The sequence below is a fragment of the Flavobacterium sp. 140616W15 genome, from assembly GCF_003668995.1.
GTDB lineage: Bacteria > Bacteroidota > Bacteroidia > Flavobacteriales > Flavobacteriaceae > Flavobacterium.
This window is the reverse complement of the sequence record NZ_CP033068.1, coordinates 983114-1002046: the sequence shown is the minus strand read 5'-3', so window position 1 is coordinate 1002046 and position 18933 is coordinate 983114. Positions and strand designations below refer to the sequence as shown.

The 18933-nt window shown below is 32.8% G+C and carries 18 protein-coding genes; 14 read left to right on the top strand and 4 right to left on the bottom strand.

Annotation, left to right across the window (positions count from 1 at the left end):
- Positions 1-2: 2 nt before the first annotated feature.
- Positions 3-422, bottom strand: a complete 420-nt coding sequence (locus tag EAG11_RS04370; protein WP_129538073.1) for a helix-turn-helix domain-containing protein — start codon at positions 420-422, stop codon at positions 3-5.
- A 413-nt stretch (positions 423-835) separates the two neighbouring features.
- On the bottom strand, positions 836-1447 hold the full coding sequence (locus tag EAG11_RS04365) for an NUDIX hydrolase (RefSeq protein WP_129538072.1): 612 nt from the start codon (positions 1445-1447) through the stop codon (positions 836-838).
- Positions 1448-1454: 7 nt separating this feature from the next.
- Here EAG11_RS04365 and pyrE point away from each other — a divergent pair, with 7 nt between their 5' ends.
- The 3 genes from pyrE to EAG11_RS04350 all read left to right on the top strand — a co-directional run bounded on the left by pyrE (position 1455) and on the right by EAG11_RS04350 (position 3581).
- Complete coding sequence (gene pyrE, locus EAG11_RS04360; RefSeq protein WP_129538071.1) at positions 1455-2099, top strand: orotate phosphoribosyltransferase; 645 nt, start codon at positions 1455-1457, stop codon at positions 2097-2099.
- Positions 2100-2156: 57 nt separating this feature from the next.
- Positions 2157-2549, top strand: a complete 393-nt coding sequence (locus EAG11_RS04355) for an SRPBCC family protein (RefSeq protein WP_039112984.1) — start codon at positions 2157-2159, stop codon at positions 2547-2549.
- A gap of 369 nt (positions 2550-2918) precedes the next feature.
- Positions 2919-3581, top strand: coding sequence for a hypothetical protein (locus EAG11_RS04350; protein WP_129538070.1), 663 nt, complete (start codon positions 2919-2921; stop codon positions 3579-3581).
- A gap of 265 nt (positions 3582-3846) precedes the next feature.
- On the opposite strand, the gene EAG11_RS04345 is transcribed toward EAG11_RS04350, so the two are convergent.
- Positions 3847-4575 carry a biotin--[acetyl-CoA-carboxylase] ligase gene (locus tag EAG11_RS04345; RefSeq protein ID WP_129538069.1) on the bottom strand — a complete coding sequence of 243 codons (729 nt, stop codon included), beginning with the start codon at positions 4573-4575 and terminating at the stop codon, positions 3847-3849.
- Positions 4576-4668: 93 nt separating this feature from the next.
- On the opposite strand from EAG11_RS04345, the gene rsfS reads away from it, so the two are divergent.
- The 7 genes from rsfS (at position 4669) to EAG11_RS04310 (ending at position 10297) form a co-directional block, all read left to right on the top strand.
- Positions 4669-5040, top strand: coding sequence for a ribosome silencing factor (gene rsfS, locus EAG11_RS04340; RefSeq protein ID WP_129538068.1), 372 nt, complete (start codon positions 4669-4671; stop codon positions 5038-5040).
- A 15-nt stretch (positions 5041-5055) separates the two neighbouring features.
- A complete protein-coding gene (ftsH, locus tag EAG11_RS04335) occupies positions 5056-6981 on the top strand; it encodes an ATP-dependent zinc metalloprotease FtsH (RefSeq protein ID WP_129538067.1) in 1926 nt (641 codons plus the stop codon).
- A 113-nt stretch (positions 6982-7094) separates the two neighbouring features.
- The gene (locus EAG11_RS04330) at positions 7095-7697 is read left to right on the top strand and encodes a lactate utilization protein B/C (protein WP_129538066.1); all 603 of its coding nucleotides are present in this window, start codon (positions 7095-7097) and stop codon (positions 7695-7697) included.
- 1 nt (position 7698) lies between these two features.
- On the top strand, positions 7699-8586 hold the full coding sequence (locus tag EAG11_RS04325) for a phosphatidate cytidylyltransferase (protein WP_129538065.1): 888 nt from the start codon (positions 7699-7701) through the stop codon (positions 8584-8586).
- A complete protein-coding gene (locus EAG11_RS04320) occupies positions 8576-9229 on the top strand; it encodes a phosphatidylserine decarboxylase family protein (RefSeq protein ID WP_129538064.1) in 654 nt (217 codons plus the stop codon). Before EAG11_RS04325 ends, EAG11_RS04320 begins: the two co-directional genes overlap by 11 nt.
- Positions 9229-9498: an acyl-CoA-binding protein gene (locus tag EAG11_RS04315; protein ID WP_129538063.1), complete on the top strand. Its 270-nt coding sequence runs from the start codon at positions 9229-9231 to the stop codon at positions 9496-9498. Before EAG11_RS04320 ends, EAG11_RS04315 begins: the two co-directional genes overlap by 1 nt.
- 7 nt (positions 9499-9505) lie before the next feature.
- Complete coding sequence (locus EAG11_RS04310; RefSeq protein ID WP_129538062.1) at positions 9506-10297, top strand: superoxide dismutase; 792 nt, start codon at positions 9506-9508, stop codon at positions 10295-10297.
- A 191-nt stretch (positions 10298-10488) separates the two neighbouring features.
- On the opposite strand, the gene EAG11_RS04305 is transcribed toward EAG11_RS04310, so the two are convergent.
- On the bottom strand, positions 10489-12360 hold the full coding sequence (locus EAG11_RS04305; RefSeq protein WP_129538061.1) for an alpha-amylase family glycosyl hydrolase: 1872 nt from the start codon (positions 12358-12360) through the stop codon (positions 10489-10491).
- 833 nt (positions 12361-13193) lie between these two features.
- Between EAG11_RS04305 and EAG11_RS04300 the strand changes: the two genes are divergently transcribed.
- The 4 genes from EAG11_RS04300 to EAG11_RS04285 all read left to right on the top strand — a co-directional run bounded on the left by EAG11_RS04300 (position 13194) and on the right by EAG11_RS04285 (position 18649).
- Positions 13194-14855: an OstA-like protein gene (locus EAG11_RS04300; protein WP_129538060.1), complete on the top strand. Its 1662-nt coding sequence runs from the start codon at positions 13194-13196 to the stop codon at positions 14853-14855.
- A gap of 172 nt (positions 14856-15027) precedes the next feature.
- Entirely contained in the window at positions 15028-16221 is a 1194-nt protein-coding gene (locus EAG11_RS04295) for an aspartate aminotransferase family protein (protein WP_129538059.1), read from the top strand.
- A gap of 281 nt (positions 16222-16502) precedes the next feature.
- Positions 16503-17900 (top strand): tetratricopeptide repeat protein, encoded by a 1398-nt coding sequence (locus EAG11_RS04290; protein WP_129538058.1) that lies wholly within the window; start codon positions 16503-16505, stop codon positions 17898-17900.
- Entirely contained in the window at positions 17900-18649 is a 750-nt protein-coding gene (locus EAG11_RS04285) for a shikimate dehydrogenase (RefSeq protein WP_129538057.1), read from the top strand. Before EAG11_RS04290 ends, EAG11_RS04285 begins: the two co-directional genes overlap by 1 nt.
- Positions 18650-18933 lie beyond the last annotated feature (284 nt).

Sequence of the window (18933 nt, the reverse complement as noted above, 5' to 3'; positions counted from 1 at the left end):
GATTATTTATCCTTCAATATTTTTTCTAAAAATTCAACTTTATCTTTTTCAGCTTGAACCAAACGTTCATACAGTTTTTTATTTTCATCATAAGCCTCGATTAACTTATCTAATGGATTAAAAGTAAGATTACTGCAAGAATTATTTAATATTTGCCCTTTTGCACTGTTATCATAGAAATTATTAAAATAATTAATAACACTTTCTTCTGAGAAATTCTTAAGTGCTTCAACACTCACTCCCAAAGCTTTTGCTACATCAATAAGTTTTTCGTCATCTATAGTTTCGCTGTTTTCCATAGCCGATATAGCTTGCTGATTTGTACCTAAAGCTTGTACCAAAGCTTCTTGTTTCATATCACGAAGTTCACGAATTCGGCTAATTTTTCGCCCTATATGGTTTGGTTTTGTAAGTGTGCTCATAATTCAAAGATAATATTATGGGTAATAACAAGCAATATATAAAAAACATATTTTGTTATGTACGATACAGTCAAAATGATTTGCACTGCACAATCTATTGCTCATTGTGTATAAAACAAAAGTACGATTTTTGAGACATGAAATAGTTAAAATGAAAAATTATGCCATCATTAGCCACTAAAAACTAAGACTGAACACTAGTTAACCACAAACAGCATTCGCGTGAGGGATAGTAGCAAGCTACCAAAGTAGCGCGTATAGCCCGACAGCGTATAAAAAAAGCCCCAATGAACGTAATGCTCATTGGGGCTTTTTTTATATGGTGGCACGCCATCATTAAGCTAATAAGTAACTAAGTTTCTGTGATGCTAAGTTTTTTTCATTTCACATTTCACAAAAAACATCTCACATCTTTACTCTTTTACAATAACCTTATTCTCTTCTTCAAACAACAATTTGATGTTTTCATAAGAGTTTTTAAGCGCTTCTTTTATTTGCACTGGGTTCAACCACGCAACTTTTTCGATTCCTTCTTCTAATTGTCCTTGTGGTGTCCCTTTAAAATCAGAATGCATTTCGAACCAATGTGTAATTTTTAATTTGTACTTGCCATTGCGTTTAAAAACGTGATAGGTCTTCTGTAATTTATTGGTAATTGTTAATTTCCCAACTCCCGTTTCCTCTTCTACCTCGCGCATGGCGGTCTCTTCGATCGATTCGCCTTTTTCAATTCCACCTTTTGGCAAGTCCCATTTTCCATTTCTGAAGATGAATAACACCTCACCTTTTTTATTATAAACTAGTCCTCCTCCTGCTTTATTGACAGGAATTTTTGACTTTAACGTTTTCATAATCTCCTTCTCATCAGGATGATATAAATAAGCTGCTTGAATTTTATTTTGGAACATTTTGACAATAATTTGCTCTATGTCAATACTTTCCAACAAGAACAATTGAAAATTAGTCTCTTTTGAGATTTCATTTGTCAAAAAAAGTGGTTTGTCGTTCACAAAAACTTTATACATTTGTACTATGATTTTTAATAAAGATACTGCCGAAAAAACAGCCGAATTGCTTTTGCAAATAAATGCAATTAAATTGAATCCAGGAAATCCTTTTACATGGGCTTCGGGATGGAAATCACCTATTTATTGTGATAACAGGCTAATTCTCTCATTTCCAAGCATCAGAAATTATGTTAGAGATGAGTTTGCTAAGAACATTGAAAAACAATTTGGTAAACCAGATGTAATCGCTGGAGTTGCTACAGGAGCCATAGGTATTGGTATTCTTGTTGCAGAAAGCTTAGGATTACCGTTTGTATATGTTAGACCAGAACCTAAAAAACACGGAAGACAAAATCAAGTTGAAGGTTTTTTACAAAAGGGACAAAATGTTGTTGTAGTTGAAGATTTGATAAGCACAGGAAATAGTAGCTTACTTGCAGTTGAGGCTTTGCGTAATGCTGGAGCCAATATTAAAGGGATGGCTGCGATATTTACTTATGGCTTTGATGTTGCTGAAAAAAACTTTAAAGATGCAAATATCGACTTATACACATTGAGTAACTATTCTAATTTATTAAACCTAGCGGTTGCAAAAAAATACATTCCCGAAGAAGATTTAATTACCTTACAGGAATGGAACGTAAACCCAGCTGCTTGGAAACAAGAATAATTTTTTAAAATTTTAAAATAAAATTTTCTGATTTTTCAGAATAAAACACAAATAAATATGAACTTAGAAAGTCCAAAAGTTACTGTTCAGAAATCGGCTCAAGAATTATTTGATTTATTGAGTGATGTGAAAAATTTTGAAAAATTGATGCCTGATAACATTGCTAAATTCGAAGTAATCGGCGAAGATGCTTTTATTTTTGGTTTGAAAGGAATGCCAGAAATAAAATTAAAAATGAAAGAAAAAACAGCTCCAAGCAAAATCGTTTTGGGTGCTGCAAGCGATAAATTACCATTTACATTGGTATCTAATATCGAAACAGTTTCTGACACTTCTAGCGCTGTAAAACTTGATTTTGAAGGAGAATTCAATCCAATGATGGCAATGATGATAAAAGGGCCTATTGGAAAATTTATTGAAACTCTTGCCAATAATATGACTAAACTATAATTGTCAATTGTTAATTATAAAATTAAAAAAGTCCGATTAGAAATTCTAGTCGGACTTTTTGTTTTTCTGCCACTCTCGATAGCTATAATTTAAAAAAATAAAATAGTTTATCGCAGATTAAGCCGATTTTTTAAAAGCATCCAAAAGACTAAAATTTAACTCTTTAAAAAATATTACACAATCAAAAAAACTCTATTCCGATAACTATCGGAACTTTGCACCTCTGAACCTTTGCCTCTTAATACCTTCAAAGAACCCTTAGCACCTTTCAAAAAACAATTCATCTATAAAAAAACACAATTCAGTAATAAATTTTATGCTGCATTAAATTAATATCCGAAGTTTGAACCATTAACTAAAAAACACAAAATGGAACCAGCTATTAAGATTTTAATTTACATTCATGCATTCTTTGGAGGAATTGGATTAATCACAGGAATTGGAAGTATAATTGTAAAAAAGGGAAAAACACTTCATAAAAGAATGGGGAAATTATTCTCTATCGGAATGCTGACCAGTTCGATTCTTTCACTTATTGTCTGCTGCTTTCCAAACCATCACAATATCTTTTTATTCTTGATTGGGTTATTCACAATATATCTTGTCATATCTGGAAACAGAGCATTAGCTTTTAAAAACAAGACTGAAGCCGATTTAATCGATAAAATAACTTCTGGAGCAATGTTATTTTTCTCTGTAATAATGATTTCACTGGGAGTGTACTGCCAATGGAATACTATTGATAACGGAATATTATTTACCTTCTTTGGCGCATTTGGCCTTTATATGACAGTTAAAGATTTTATCTTTTTTAGAAATCTTTCCGAAGAAAACAAAAACTGGTTATCCAAACATATCGGAAAAATGATTGGAGCATTAATAGCTTCGGTAACAGCTTTTATTGTCGCTGGATTAGGCATTGGCAACATAATTGCATGGATAGCTCCATCAATCTTAGGGACAATCTATATAATATACTGGAATAGAAAATTAAAATCTAAAATAGCAAAAACAATAAAAATTCAAGTTTAAAACCTTAAACTAGTCACAGATTAAATGCATTAAATGATTAAAAAAAGTTTCACGCAGATTACACAGATTTAAGCAGGCTTTATCTCACAGAGTTACTAAGAGTAATAAAAAAAGTAATCAGAATGAAACCTCTGTTCCGATAACTTTCAGCACTTTGCACCTCAGAACCTTAGCGCCTTCAAAAAAACTTTGCTCCGATAACTTTCAGAGCTTTGCACCTCTGAACCTTTGCCACTTAGAATCTTATAAAAAACCTTAGCACCTTCTAATAAAGCATCTGTATTTCCTTAATTTCAAACTCTGAGATGGAATCATCTTCTAATAAAACTTGTAGCTTTCCTATTGGAGAAACCCCTTGAATAATCCCCATAAAGTTTTGATTATCTATATTTTTAAAGGGCATTGGCACTCCTTTTCTAAACAAATTATTAAAATATTCACTCCAAAATGTGGCAGATTGCTGTTCCCATAGAAGAATTTTCTCTTTTATTTTCTCTACAATCAAAATAACAAGTTCATCTTTGTTAAATTCGACATTAGAAATGACCGCTAAAGAAGAAGCATTTGGCAAATTTTGAAAGTTTATTTGGTTAACATTTAATCCTAAACCAACTACTGACACGATAGTACCATCACTTTTGAGAGTGTTTTCTATCAAAATGCCACCAAGTTTCTTATTATATGACATAATGTCGTTTGGCCATTTAATACTTAAATCAGGAATATTTAATTCTTCTAAAGCTTTTATTACCGATAGCGAAATAATAATATTTAAATTAAAAACCTCTTCATTATTAAGTAAAAAATCTCTAACCAACACACTCATTATTAAATTCTTACCCGCTTCTGAACGCCAAACTGCTCCCATTTGTCCCTTCCCTTTTGTTTGATTTTCGGCAGTAACAATTGTAAAATTCTCAAGTTCCTGTTGGCTACTTAATGATTTTAAGAACTCATTCGTTGAATCTATGGCATCGAGTTTGATTAGTTTCATTTAAATAATTTATATAACTTAATTTAATATTTTGTTAAGGTTCAAAAATAATCACAAAAATTGGTAACTTTACAAACTCATATAAAATAATTCATGGCGAAAAAGACTGTTAATAATGATGTTCTGTTAGCGAACATAATCAAAGGAATCGAAGAAGTAAAAGGAAATGATATTAGTATCTTGGACTTAAGGGAGATAGACGCAGCAGTTTGCGATTATTTCATCATATGCAACGGAAATTCGAATACTCAAGTTAACGCCATCGTAGGCTCAATTCAAAAAACGGTATCAAAAGAACTAAAAGACAAACCTTGGCATGTAGAAGGAACCGATAACGCAGAATGGGTTCTTATCGATTACGTGCATATTGTTGTTCACGTATTTCAAAAACACATTCGAGAATATTATAATATCGAAAGTCTTTGGGGAGATGCCAAAATAACTACAATCGAAAACAAATACTAAAGAAACTTTCTTCAAATGGCTAAAGATAATAATCCAACCCCGAGTAAATTTAAAATAAGTCCTTGGTTAATTTATACCGCAATACTTTTAATATTTTTATTTATCAGTTTTGCAACCGGAGGATCAAGTTTACAAGAGCCGGCTCAATTAACCTCTTCTAAGTTTAATGACTTTTTAGATAAAGGACAAATTGAAAAAGTAATTGTATACAATAAAGCTGAAGCTGAAGTGTATCTTAATGCTGCTGCACTTAAGGATCCAGCGCAAAAAAAAGTATCTAAAGATATTTTTGATCGACCAAACAAAGGTCCTCACTATACTTTAGAAATTGGTAATGACCAAATTTTTCAAACAAAATTAGAGAAAGCAGTTACCGAAGGGAAACTGAAAGATTATGATTTTGTTCAAAAAAATAACTGGACCGACATTTTAGTTGGTTTACTTCCAATAATCATACTTGTTGGAGTTTGGATTTTCATTATGAGAAAAATGTCAGGCGGCGCTGGTGGCGGTGGTGGACAAATTTTTAATATTGGAAAATCAAAAGCGAAACTTTTTGATGAAAAAACAGATATCAAAACTACATTTAAAGATGTAGCTGGTTTAGAAGGTGCAAAAGAAGAAATACAAGAAATTGTAGAATTCTTGAAAAATCCTGAAAAGTATACCAATTTAGGAGGTAAAATACCTAAAGGAGCATTACTTGTAGGTCCTCCTGGAACTGGTAAAACATTATTAGCAAAAGCAGTAGCTGGCGAGGCACAAGTACCATTCTTCTCATTATCAGGTTCTGATTTTGTTGAAATGTTTGTAGGTGTTGGAGCTTCACGTGTACGTGATTTGTTTAAACAAGCCAAAGAGAAATCTCCTGCAATCATTTTTATTGATGAAATTGATGCTGTAGGTAGAGCACGTGGAAAAAGCAATATGTCAGGCGGTAATGACGAAAGAGAAAACACATTGAACCAACTACTAACAGAAATGGATGGTTTTGGAACAAACTCAAACGTAATTGTATTAGCTGCAACAAACAGAGCTGACGTTTTAGACAAAGCTTTAATGCGTGCAGGTCGTTTTGACAGACAAATCTTTGTAGACTTACCAGACATTCGTGAAAGAGCAGAAATCTTCCAAGTACACTTAGCTCCTTTGAAAAAAGTAGAAGGTCTTGATTTAGATTTCTTAGCAAAACAAACTCCAGGATTCTCAGGAGCTGATATTGCAAACGTATGTAACGAGGCTGCATTAATTGCTGCAAGAAACAATAAAACTGCTGTAGACAGACAAGATTTTCTTGATGCTGTAGATAGAATTGTAGGTGGTTTAGAAAAGAAAAACAAAATCATTACTCCAGAAGAGAAAAAAGCAATCGCAATTCACGAAGCTGGACACGCTACTGTAAGCTGGATGTTGGAACACGCAGCACCACTTATTAAAGTAACTATTGTTCCTCGTGGACAAAGTTTAGGAGCTGCTTGGTACCTACCAGAAGAGAGACAAATCGTGAGAACAGACCAAATGTTAGACGAAATGTGTGCTACTATGGGCGGAAGAGCTGCTGAAAAAGTAACTTTTGACAGAATTTCGACTGGTGCATTAAGCGATTTAGAAAAAGTTACACGTCAAGCTCGTGCTATGGTAACAATTTACGGATTGAATGAAAAAATCGGAAATGTTACTTATTACGATTCAACAGGACAAAGTGAATACAACTTTTCAAAACCGTATTCTGACGAGACTGCAAAAATTATTGACCAAGAAATATCAGAACTAATTGAAGGTCAATACCAAAGAGCTATCGAAATATTAGAAGAAAACAAAGATAAGTTAAATCAACTTGCTGAAATCTTGATTGAAAAAGAAGTTATTTTTAAAGATGACTTAGAAGCAATTTTCGGAAAACGTACATTTGACAAAAATCTAGAAGAAGTAGTTTCATAATACTACCCGAATAATATAATTATTTTTAAAATCTTAATTCAAAAGCTACTTTTGAATTAAGATTTTTTTATCTTTGAACGTTTTCAATTAACACGTAAAGCATTTCAACAATAATGAGTTTTTTTAAAAAATTATTTGGCTCTAGCCATGATCAATCTGATGAAGAGAATCAAAGTGAATATAGCAATTCACAAGCTGATAATTCTCTTTCTATAGATGAGCAATTCATTTTTAATTTTAAGAAAAATGGAGGTAAATTTTTATATTGCGAAAACATCCAAGAAGTAACGGAACAATTTGAAAACATCTTAGAAGAAAACGATTGGTTTGAAAGCGAAGTTTCGTGTTTTGAACCTGCGTTATTCCATTTACTTGAAGAAAATAAACTAATATATCAAAGTCCCGCTAATCCAAAATTTCTATTAGCTAGTTGCGAAAACTTAATCGCAGAAGAAGGTGCGATATTATTTTCATCGAAACAAATCAAACAAAACAAACCAAATGAGTTGCCTGTAAACATTGTTATCATTGCAACTACAAGTCAAATCCTTACCGCCAAAAGCGATGGACTAAGTGCCATAAAACGTAAATACGAAAGAGACTACCCTACCAATATTACTACTATAAAATATTTCGAAAAAGCTAAAGAAGAAGATTTTACACAATACGGAAGTGTTGCTAAGAACTTATACTTATTGCTCTTAGAAGATCTATAATATGAATGAAACCCTCAAGAGAGCACTATCAGGTGCAGTCTATATAGTATTACTATTAACGTCTATCCTGTTTTCAACGGAAAGTTTCATCATACTTTTCGGTGTTTTTCTAGTAATTGCAACTTACGAATTTTGCAATCTAGCTAACATCAATAAAATATTTTCGCTTTTATTTGTTTCGCTTTTTTATACTTCAGTTGCATTGATTAGCTTTTACAAAAATGAAACCGAAAATTATATCAATAAATTCCTAAAAGAAGATATTAAATTTACGATCAATATAGATCAACTAAACACCGTTTTGTTGGTAATCACATTACTGGTTTCAGTAAAATGTATTGTGTTTTTATTTGATGATACCCAGGCTATAAGTAGAGCATCTAAATATATCTACTTATTAGGATATATTACTCTACCTTTTATTTTCATCACCAAAATTTCATTTGGAGTTAAAGATTACAATCCTAAAATCATTATTGGATTATTCATACTTATATGGACAAATGACACTTTTGCCTATTTGGTAGGAAAATCTATTGGAAAACATAAATTATTTGAACGTATTTCGCCGAAAAAAACCATAGAAGGGTTTCTAGGCGGACTTGTTTTTGCTTGTTTTGCAGGCTATTTAATTTCAAAATTATATATCAAGCCAAACCCCAATTTTAGTGATAAATCTATTTTAATATGGACAATTATCGCTTTAATAGTTGGTGTTTTTGGTACAATCGGTGATTTAATTGAATCAAAATTTAAAAGAATAGCCGGAGTTAAAGATAGCGGAACAATAATGCCTGGTCATGGAGGTGTTTTAGATCGATTAGATAGTGTTATATTTGTAGCACCAATTGTATTTTTATTTTACCAAATTTTAAATTATGTTTCATAAAGAAGGAACCCAATCCATTTTATTAGGCACTATATTCGTTAGTGTTGTGCTTTTATTAACTGATCACTTTATTGATACCAATTGGATCAAAATGCTTATTCAGTTTAGTGCATTATTGCTACTAATCATCATCTTGCAGTTTTTTAGAAACCCAAAAAGAACTGTAATCAAAGACATCAATCAAATTCTTGCTCCAGTTGATGGAAAAGTTGTTGTGATTGAAGAAGTTTACGAAGGAGAATATTTTAAAGACAAACGTCTTCAAATCTCGATTTTCATGTCACCGATCAATGTACACGTAACTCGTTATGCATTAGATGGGATTGTAAAATTCAGCAAATATCACCCAGGTAAATTCTTAGTTGCATGGCATCCAAAAGCAAGTGAAGAAAATGAAAGAACAACAGTTGTAATCGAAAACAAATCTTTCGGAGAAGTTTTATACAGACAAATTGCAGGCGCTTTGGCTCGTAGAATTGTAAATTACGCACAAGAAGGAATGCAAGTAGAACAAGGTACAGATGCTGGTTTTATTAAATTTGGTTCAAGAGTGGATATTTTCTTACCTTTAGGCACACCTATCAATGTAGTATTAAACCAAAAAGCAATTGGGGGTAAAACAATTATTGCTACAAAAGCTTAATGACAGAAAAAGACCTAGACATACGATTTTTAGAGGCTGTCGAAATTGCTTCCAAAATGACGCAAGCCTCACTGCCACAAGATGTGCAATTGAGGCTGTATGCTTTTTATAAACAGGCTACTTTTGGAACTGCAAAGTATAACCAATCTGAAAATTTTGACTTAAGAAATGCTTTTAAAACAAATGCATGGATTCAAATTAGCCATTTAAGTATAGATGAAGCCAAGGAAAATTATATAGAAATCATTAATTCACTAATAACTAAATAGATATTTTATGAAAAAATATGGTACTCAATTTTCGTTATTTATCTTGATTGCATTTACGATTCTTTCTTGTAACGATAACAATAAACTTACCGAAGTCGTAGAAGTTCCGTTACCTTCGAAAGATGAAAAAATAATAATTGGTAGTCCAGACGAAGTAAAAGCAAACCCAGGAACATTTCAGCTTGAAAAACTTCCGTATGCTTATAACGCGCTGGCTCCTAATATCAGATCATTAACACTCGAAACGCATTACTCAAAGCATTATTTAACCTATACTAATAATCTGAACAAGGCAATAGCCAATACAGATTATGTAAATATGACGATTGAGCAAATTTTGGGAAAACTAGATCTGAATGATGCTAAACTTCGTAATAATGCTGGTGGATATTATAACCATTCTCTTTATTGGAAATGCATGACTCCAAAACCTGAATCAGAGCAGGCTACAGATACATTAGCAAGCGCAATGAATAAAGAATTTGGATCATACAATAATTTTAAATCATTATTTAAAGCCGAAGCAACAAAACAATTTGGCTCGGGATGGGTTTGGCTAGTTGTTGACAAAGCTGGAAAACTTCAGATAACAACAACCGAAAACCAAGATAATCCATTAATGAAAAATGCATTAATTCCAGGAACTCCAATTTTAGCTATAGATTTATGGGAACATGCCTATTATCTAGATTATCAAAATAGAAAAAATAGCTACGTCGATGCTTTCTTCAATGTTATCAATTGGGAAAAGATAAACGAAAATTATAAAACCGCACTAACCAAGGTTGGTAAAGTCTAAAAAAAAAGCTGATACAAAATGTATCAGCTTTTTTTTTAGCTTAAATTTTCCTTTATCCATAATTCAATTTATTTTGTTTCAATACCTTTATCAATAAAAAACCTTGTTTTATGAATTCTAGCTCACAAAACAAGGTTTATCTAATTACAACAGGCCCTGTCTAGCAGGTTTTAAAACCTGCATGCCAATTATTATTTCACTTCATAAATAAACGATTCAGATGGTGCTATTTTAATCTTAGCAGTCCCTTCCCCATTTATTACATTCAATTTTGTCTTATCCTTCAAATACAATTGATCTGTTAATTGATATACTCCATCTTTCAGATTCCATTTTGAAATAATAGCAACAGGAATCTTTAATTCAAATGTGCTTTCTTTATCCGCAGAAAAATTAGCTACAACAATTAATTTTTGATTACCTGACCAACGTACATAAGAATAAATACCTGCATCATACCCATCCGTTTCTTTTCGATTTGGAGTTTGAATTTCTTGAAATTGCCCCATTAATGCTGGGCTTTTTATAGAAAAGTTTAGTAGTCGCTTGTAAAAATCACGTAAATTCTTTTCAGACTGAGAAAGTTGCCCTCCATCAAACTTACCATTATTCATCCATCGCTGATGATTAGGTACTCCAATATAATCAAAGATAGATGTTCGAGAAGGCTTGCCAAATCCAGCATCTTCATGACCAGCCTCTCCTACTTCTTGCCCAAAATAAACCATCGTAGGCGAAGTGCTAATTGTAGTAGAAACAACCATTAACGGCTTTCCTTTTTCTGGCGTTCCTGCAAATTCAGCATTTGCCAAACGTTGCTCATCATGGTTATCCAAGAAATGCAGCATATTATGCTCGATGTCGGCCATATTATGTTGAATTTCTGAAAGTTCATCTGGAGACGATTTGCCTTTAATAACATCTTTTAACTTGTCATATGTCTCAACTTTATCGTATAAATAATCCATTTTCCCCAAATGAATATAGTTACGGTATTCTTTTGGATTATACACCTCGGCAAGTAAAAAAGCATTTGGATTCTGAGTTTTTATAGCTGAGTTCATATAGCTCCAAAATTCATACGGAACCATTTCGGCCATATCATAACGAAAGCCATCAACACCTTTAGAAATCCAGTATAATGCAATCGATTTAAATTTTTTCCAAGAATCAGGAACATCTTTGTCTTTCCAAAAAGCAAAATGCTCTTGATATGATTTCTTGTCGAAACCAACCGGAAGTTCAGAAAAATCTTTAGAGCCATCAGGACGGATACCGTAGTTTACTTTTACTGTTTCATACCAGTCATTTTGATCTGGTTTAGCTTTACTAGAACCATTACCAGTCCATTTTGCTGGATTTTCATCAAATTTACCATCTACAAGCGGATTTTTCTCTCCATTTAATGGAACAACATTATCTGGGATTTCAAATGGAGTATTAGGTATATAATAAAAATTATTATCTCGTTTATACACAACTGTCACATCATCATTAGCTCCAAAATCTGTTACTCCAGCAGGATTGTTTTTTCCTTCATACTTACGCGCAATATGATTTGGAACGATATCGATAATAACTTTTAAACCTGCCTTATGAGTACGAGCTATCAATGCTTCAAATTCCTGCAAGCGATTGGCAGGATTAACTGCCAAATCGGGATTTACATTATAATAATCCTTTACTGCGTATGGCGATCCGGCTCTACCTTTAATCACTTCGGGATCATCATTCGAAATTCCATATGCAGTATAATCACGAACCAAAGCATGATGCGGAACACCAGTATACCAAATATAGGTAACTCCTAAATCTTTAATTTCATGTAGTGCTTTATCAGTAAAATCATCAAACTTACCTACTCCATTTTCTTCAATAGTTCCCCAAGGCTTGTTAGTCGTATTTTTATTTCCAAACAAACGAGTGAAAACCTGATATACAACCACTTTATTCTCAGAAACAATTTCCTTTTTGTCTGTGTTTACTTTTATATCTTTTGTTTTACATGCAGTAACCAAAACCATTGCGGTAATCCCTGCCACAAGAACTCGTGCTTTTATCATATTTTTTATAATCTGATTTTATTAATTTTTAATGCCAAAACGCATTATTGAATTTTTAAATTTAATCTATTTTTTAAGACCTAAAATCTTAGATTAAAATTTAACTAAAAAAGTGCTTCTACTACAAACACTACAACGTGTTAGTACGGTCATTTGTTGATAACTTGAGGAGATTTAAAAACTTCTTCATTAATACTTTTACCACATTTTTTTTCCACCATTAAGATATTAAGAAAAGTTAAGCTTAATAAAACTTAATGCCTTAATGGTTAAACTTATTCTGCCACAGATTAAAGGATTAAAAAAATTAAAGCTTTGCTTGCAAATTACCACAAACTTGTCACCCTGACGCAGGAAGGGTCTCCGCTAGTAGCTCGACAAAGATTATGGAGTTTCTCGTGGAGATTCTTCGTTCCTCAGAAAGACAAAATTGGAGAGTTTCTTTGCGTTTTCGGTTAATTTTTTTCTGCCACAGATTAAAAAATCCGTTTTTGTCCGTGTTTTCGCTTAAGCAAATCTGTTTTATCCGCGTTCCTTTTCGCCACAGATTAAAGGATTAAAGGATTAAATAGATTCAAATCTTGACGAACCTTGCGGAAATCTTGGCGCTCTTTGCGGTTAAATTTTTTTTACCACAAATTAAAAAATCCGTTTTTATCCGCGTTCCTTTCCCCTACACATTAAAGAATTAAACAAAATCAATCCAATTCGAGTAAAATCGTGCAATTGGTGGCTAAAAACTTTAAAACAATCTAATAATATCAGTTATAAATAAATCCTAATATCTGTTAAGGTTGTTTCCTTTTTCATAAATTTGACAAAAATTTAATCAATTGAAGAAATCACTCTTTTTCATATATAGCTGTTTGCTAATTTTAAGTGTAAATTTAGGAATAGCACAAGCTCCAAAGAAAATCATTATTGAGAATGCTGATTGGTCCACTGTCGACCAAGAAGCAGTACCAGATGCACTTTTGTTGACCGGCAACGTGAAGATCAATCATGATGGCGTTACGCTAACTTGCAATAAAGCTTATTTTTTTCAGAAAGAAAATTACCTAAAAGCATTTGGAAATGTACAAATCGTACAGGGTGATACTTTGTTTCTAAACAGTAAATATGCTGAGTATAGTGGTAATTTTAAAAAAGCATTTGCAACAGGAAATCCTGTTATGAGTTCACCAGACGCAACATTACAAACAGATACTATTAATTTTGACAGAAATGTTCAGGAAGTATACTATAATTCTAAAGGAACAATCATAAACAAAGAAAACACTTTAGAAAGTAAGTCTGGAAGATATTATGTAGCCGAAAAAAAGTTTAAATTCTTAACAGCTGTTACAATCACTAACCCTAAGTATGTTATAAAATCAAACCATTTAGATTATTACAGCAATTCAGGGCATTCTTATTTATTTGGTCCATCAACGATAACTAGTAAAACCGATTATATATATACGGAAAAAGGGTTTTATGACACTAAAAAAAATCTAGCACATTTTCTCCGAAAATCATATATACGCTATGATGACCGATTAATAGAAGGAGATAGTTTGTATTACGACCGAAATAAAGATTTTGCTTCGGCAACACGAAATGTAAAAATTACCGACTCCATAAATCGAGGAATTGTAAAAGGACATTATGCCGAAATATACAAACAAAAAGATTCCATGTTTGTAACCAAGAGAGCCGTAGCCATCAACTTTGTTGAAAACGATTCGGTTTATATACACGGAAAAAGACTAATGGTTACAGGAAAAGAAGGCGATCGAATTATACGCGCTTTTAATAATGTTCGGTTTTTTAAAACTGATATGAGTGGAAAATGTGATTCGATACATTCAAGCAGCAGAACGGCTTTAACAAAACTAATACGAAACCCAATACTCTGGAACGGCGAAAGCCAGATTACTGGAGATATCATGCATCTTATAGGTGACAACAACACCAAGAAACTCGACTCACTCAAAGTACTCAATAATACCTTTATTTTATCTAAAGATACCTTGGGAACTGGCTATAATCAAGTCAAGGGATTAAATTTATACGGGAAATTCAAAGATGGAAAACTACACGATGTCGATGTTATAAAAAACACCGAAGTAGTTTATTATATGCGTAATGATGCCAATGAACTCATCGGAATCAATAAAAACGTAAGTAGTAAAATCAATCTTATTTTAGAGAATAACGGTATTGAAACCATAACATTTTTCAATCAGGTCGATGGAGATATATTTCCAGAAGCCGAATTACCCGAGAATGCACGAAAACTGCGAGGAATGAATTGGCGGGGAGAAGAAAGGATAAAGTCCAAAGACGATATCTTTACAAAAGAAGAAAACGAAGAGAACGATAAACTAGTTCAAGAAGGGAAAGATGATAATGCTAAAGAAAATGTTCCTATGAAAATAAGGAAAGAAACCCTCGATTACGATAAAAAGAAACCAGCAACAAAGCCTGCTAAAACATCCAAGACTAAAAAATAGTATATACTCTCCGTATTTAGTATTCAGTCGCAGTAACTATTTTCAGACTCAGTTTTCAGTAACAATATTTAGTAACAGCAACCACAACAGTTGACAACTTTTAAACATTAAACTAGAAAACCTTTGTCCCTTTGAGCCTTAGCGCCTCAGTAACTTAGAAACTTAAAAAGAAATGAATCCAGATTTTATAAAATACCAAGCACAAACATCACCCTATCCATTAGGAATGGAAGTTTCTCATGCCATAGGATCTTACATATACGACACCAATAATAAAAAATATTTAGATTTCGTAGCTGGCGTTTCAGCCTGTACACTAGGTCATCAGCACCCAAGAGTTAATCAAGCTATAAAAGACCAGCTAGACAAATATTCACACGTAATGGTCTACGGGGAATATTCGCAAAGCCCAGCCGTAGAGTACTGCAAACTTATGGCTTCCCTCCTTCCCGAATCTCTGAATAAAACTTATTTAGTAAATTCAGGAACAGAAGCTATTGAAGGCGCTTTAAAACTAGCCCGAAGAACAACAGGACGCAGTCAGTTAATATCATGTTATAATGCTTATCATGGTAACACAATGGGATCAATGAGTGTTATGGGATTCGAAGAGCGCAAACAAGCCTTTAGACCCTTAATTCCTGATGTAGATTTTATAACCTTCAATAATGAAGAAGATTTACAAAAAATCACCACAAAGACAGCAGGAATAATACTCGAAACAATACAAGGAGGAGCAGGATTTATAGAACCTCATGACAACTTTTTACAAAAAGTACGTAAACGCTGCGACGAAGTTGGTGCCATGATGATTGTTGATGAAATTCAGCCAGGATTTGGAAGAACTGGAAAATTATTCGGATTCCAGAATTACGACGTCGTTCCCGATATCGTCGTTATGGGAAAAGGAATGGGAGGCGGAATGCCAGTAGGCGCATTTACAGCTTCGGCAGAAAAAATGGACTTACTTACCGAAAACCCAAAACTGGGGCATATAACTACATTTGGAGGACACCCTGTCATTGCGTCAGCCTGCTTGGCAACTTTGAAGGAAATTACCGAAACAAACCTAATGCCCGAAACATTAGAAAAAGAAAAGCTAATTAGAAGCCTTTTGGTACATCCTTTGATTAAGGAAGTTAGAGGAAGAGGATTAATGCTTGCAGCTATGACAGAGAGTGCCGAGATAACAAACGAAGTTATCTTAACCTGTCAGGACAGAGGGCTCATTTTATTCTGGTTATTGTTTGAAGGAACTGCCGTACGTATTACACCTCCGTTAACAATTTCTGAAGAAGAAATAAGAGAAGGTTGTGCCATCATCCTAGATGTAATGGATGAAATTTTAAACAAAAAGAATAATTAGGAGCTATCCCGATTGCTATCGGGACCAGCTATCCGCTTTATCTTTTGTTTTTTGTAGTCAAAAAACAAAAGGATATCGCTTTTATCTGGGCTAAAGCATATCGTTGACAACAAAATATTTAGAAATTTAAACACATTCAGTTTTATTAAAATTCACATAAAAACTGATCGCTGATACTGCAAATATTGTTAATTAAATTGTTCACAACAATTCCTTCTTTCCCCACATAACAAAAACATGTTGCCTAATTTTATAAAAGGCTAATATCAAAAAAATAAAGTATGCAATTAAGCAACGAAGAAGAAGATTATAACCTATCCCTATCCAAATTTGAGTCGATGTTAAAAACTAACAAAGTACTCTTTTTTGATTCAGAAGAATTTGAAGAGATTATTCTTCATTATCTGGACATAGGTAAGGCTAATTTAGCGAAGAAAGCCTTAAAACTTGCATTAGACCAACATCCAAAATCTACAGGCTTAAAATTAGTACAAGTAGAGATGCTAGTGTATGACGACAAACTCGAAATAGCCGAAAAGCTTTTAAACGAGTTATACGCAATCGAACCCAACAACGAAGAAATTTATATCCAAAAGGCAAATATCTATTCTAAGAGAGACCAACACGAAAAAGCAGTCGAACTGCTTAAAATCGCCTTAGAATATACTGATGATTTTGCCGATGTGTATAATTTAATCGGTATGGAATATCTTTTTATGGATAATCTTGAAATGGCGAAAGATAGCTTTATCAAATGTCTGGAAGAAGATTTAGAAGACCAATCGGCCTTATACAACGTAGTGTATTGTTTTGAATTTTTAGATCAAAATCAAGAAGCTATTACTTATTTAAACAAGTACATTAACAAAAATCCTTACAGTGAAATCGCTTGGCATCAGCTAGGACGCTTACATTATGGTATAAAAGAATACGAAAGTGCAATTCGCGCTTTTGATTATGCCACTTTAATTGACGATGAATTCCTAGGAGCTTTCATGGAAAGAGCCAAAGCATTTGAACGTTTAAAAAAATATGCCGAAGCAATAGAAAGCTACAACCGTACCATCGAACTTGATGATGCAACTTCATATGCATTATTAAGAATTGGAAAATGTTACGAAAAACTAGGAAACAAAGCCTTAGCATTAAAATATTACAATAAAACAGTTCATGAAGACCCGCTTTTAGACAAAGGATGGATTGCCATAACTGATTTTTATGTACGTCAGAAAAACTACCAAAAAGCATTGTTTTTTGTCAACAAAGCATTAGCTATAGACAATCAAAACCGTTTGTATTGGAAACGTTATGCAACGATAAACAAACAAATGAACTTTTTTGAAGAAGCAGAGTTTGGCTACCGAAAAGCAGTAGAATTTGGTGATCATTCACTTGATACTTGGTTGTTCTGGGTAGATATACTTCAGTTTTTAGGCGAGTTTGAGAGTGCTATACAAACCTTATTACAAGCAACTGAATATTTTCCAGAAGAAAACGAAATTGAATATCGTTTGGCTGGACTCTATTTTATGATACAGGAAAATACAAAAGCGAAATTCCATTTAAGTAATGGATTACGATTAAAATTTGATAATTACATCTTAATCGAAGACTTATTTCCAGTAGTTTGGACAAAAAAAACAGTTAAAAATTATATTGAAAAACATAGAAAAGAATAATGATTGATACTTTAAAAAGACGTTTTGGCTTGTTAGGAAAAAATATTAGTTACTCTTTTTCGAAAGGTTATTTTACTGAGAAATTCAGCGACGAACATTTTAAAGGATGTAGTTATGAAAATTTTGACATTCCAGAGATTAATCATTTTACAACGTTGACAAAAACCAATCCTGATTTAAAAGGATTAAACGTAACGATTCCTTACAAACAACAAGTATTGCCCTTTTTAGATAAATTATCAAAAAAAGCTACATTAATCGGTGCTGTAAATACTATCAAGTTTACCAAAAAAGGAAAACTAAAAGGATACAACACCGATTATTATGGTTTTAAAAAATCACTGAAGCCTTTATTAAAGTCACACCACAAAAAAGCATTAATTTTAGGTACAGGAGGCGCTTCAAAAGCTGTTGCCTATGCTTTGGATGAATTAGGTATTTTATACACTTTTGTATCTCGCGAAGCCAAAGAGAATATTATAGATTATAATTTAATCAATGCTACTACTTTTGATAATTATCAAATTATAATCAATAGTACACCCGTTGGTACAAGCCCAAATATTGAAGCTTGTCCAGCAATTCCATATGAATATTTCACAAAAAAACATATTGCCTACGATTTAATATACAATCCGGAAGAAACTACATTTCTTAGAAAAGCAAAAGAAAACGGAGCCACAATAAAAAACGGATACGATATGCTTATTTTTCAAGCCGAGAAAGCCTGGAAGATTTGGAATAAATAGAAATCATAACCAACGAATATTAAAAGACTGCAATTACAAAATTGCGGTCTTTTTTTATTTACGACTGTTTCACGAATAATAGAACGCGGATGGCGTTTATTTGAACGCAGATGACGCGGATTTACTTAGCGAAAAGATAAACGGATTTCATTTATGGCTTTTTTAAAAATCTATTTTTAATCCGTGTTACTACCTAGATAAACTTGGCAATAGTAACATAAATCATCCCTAACAGCCACAATATTGTCTTTCTGACGAAGGAAGAATCTCCGTAAGAAATTCAG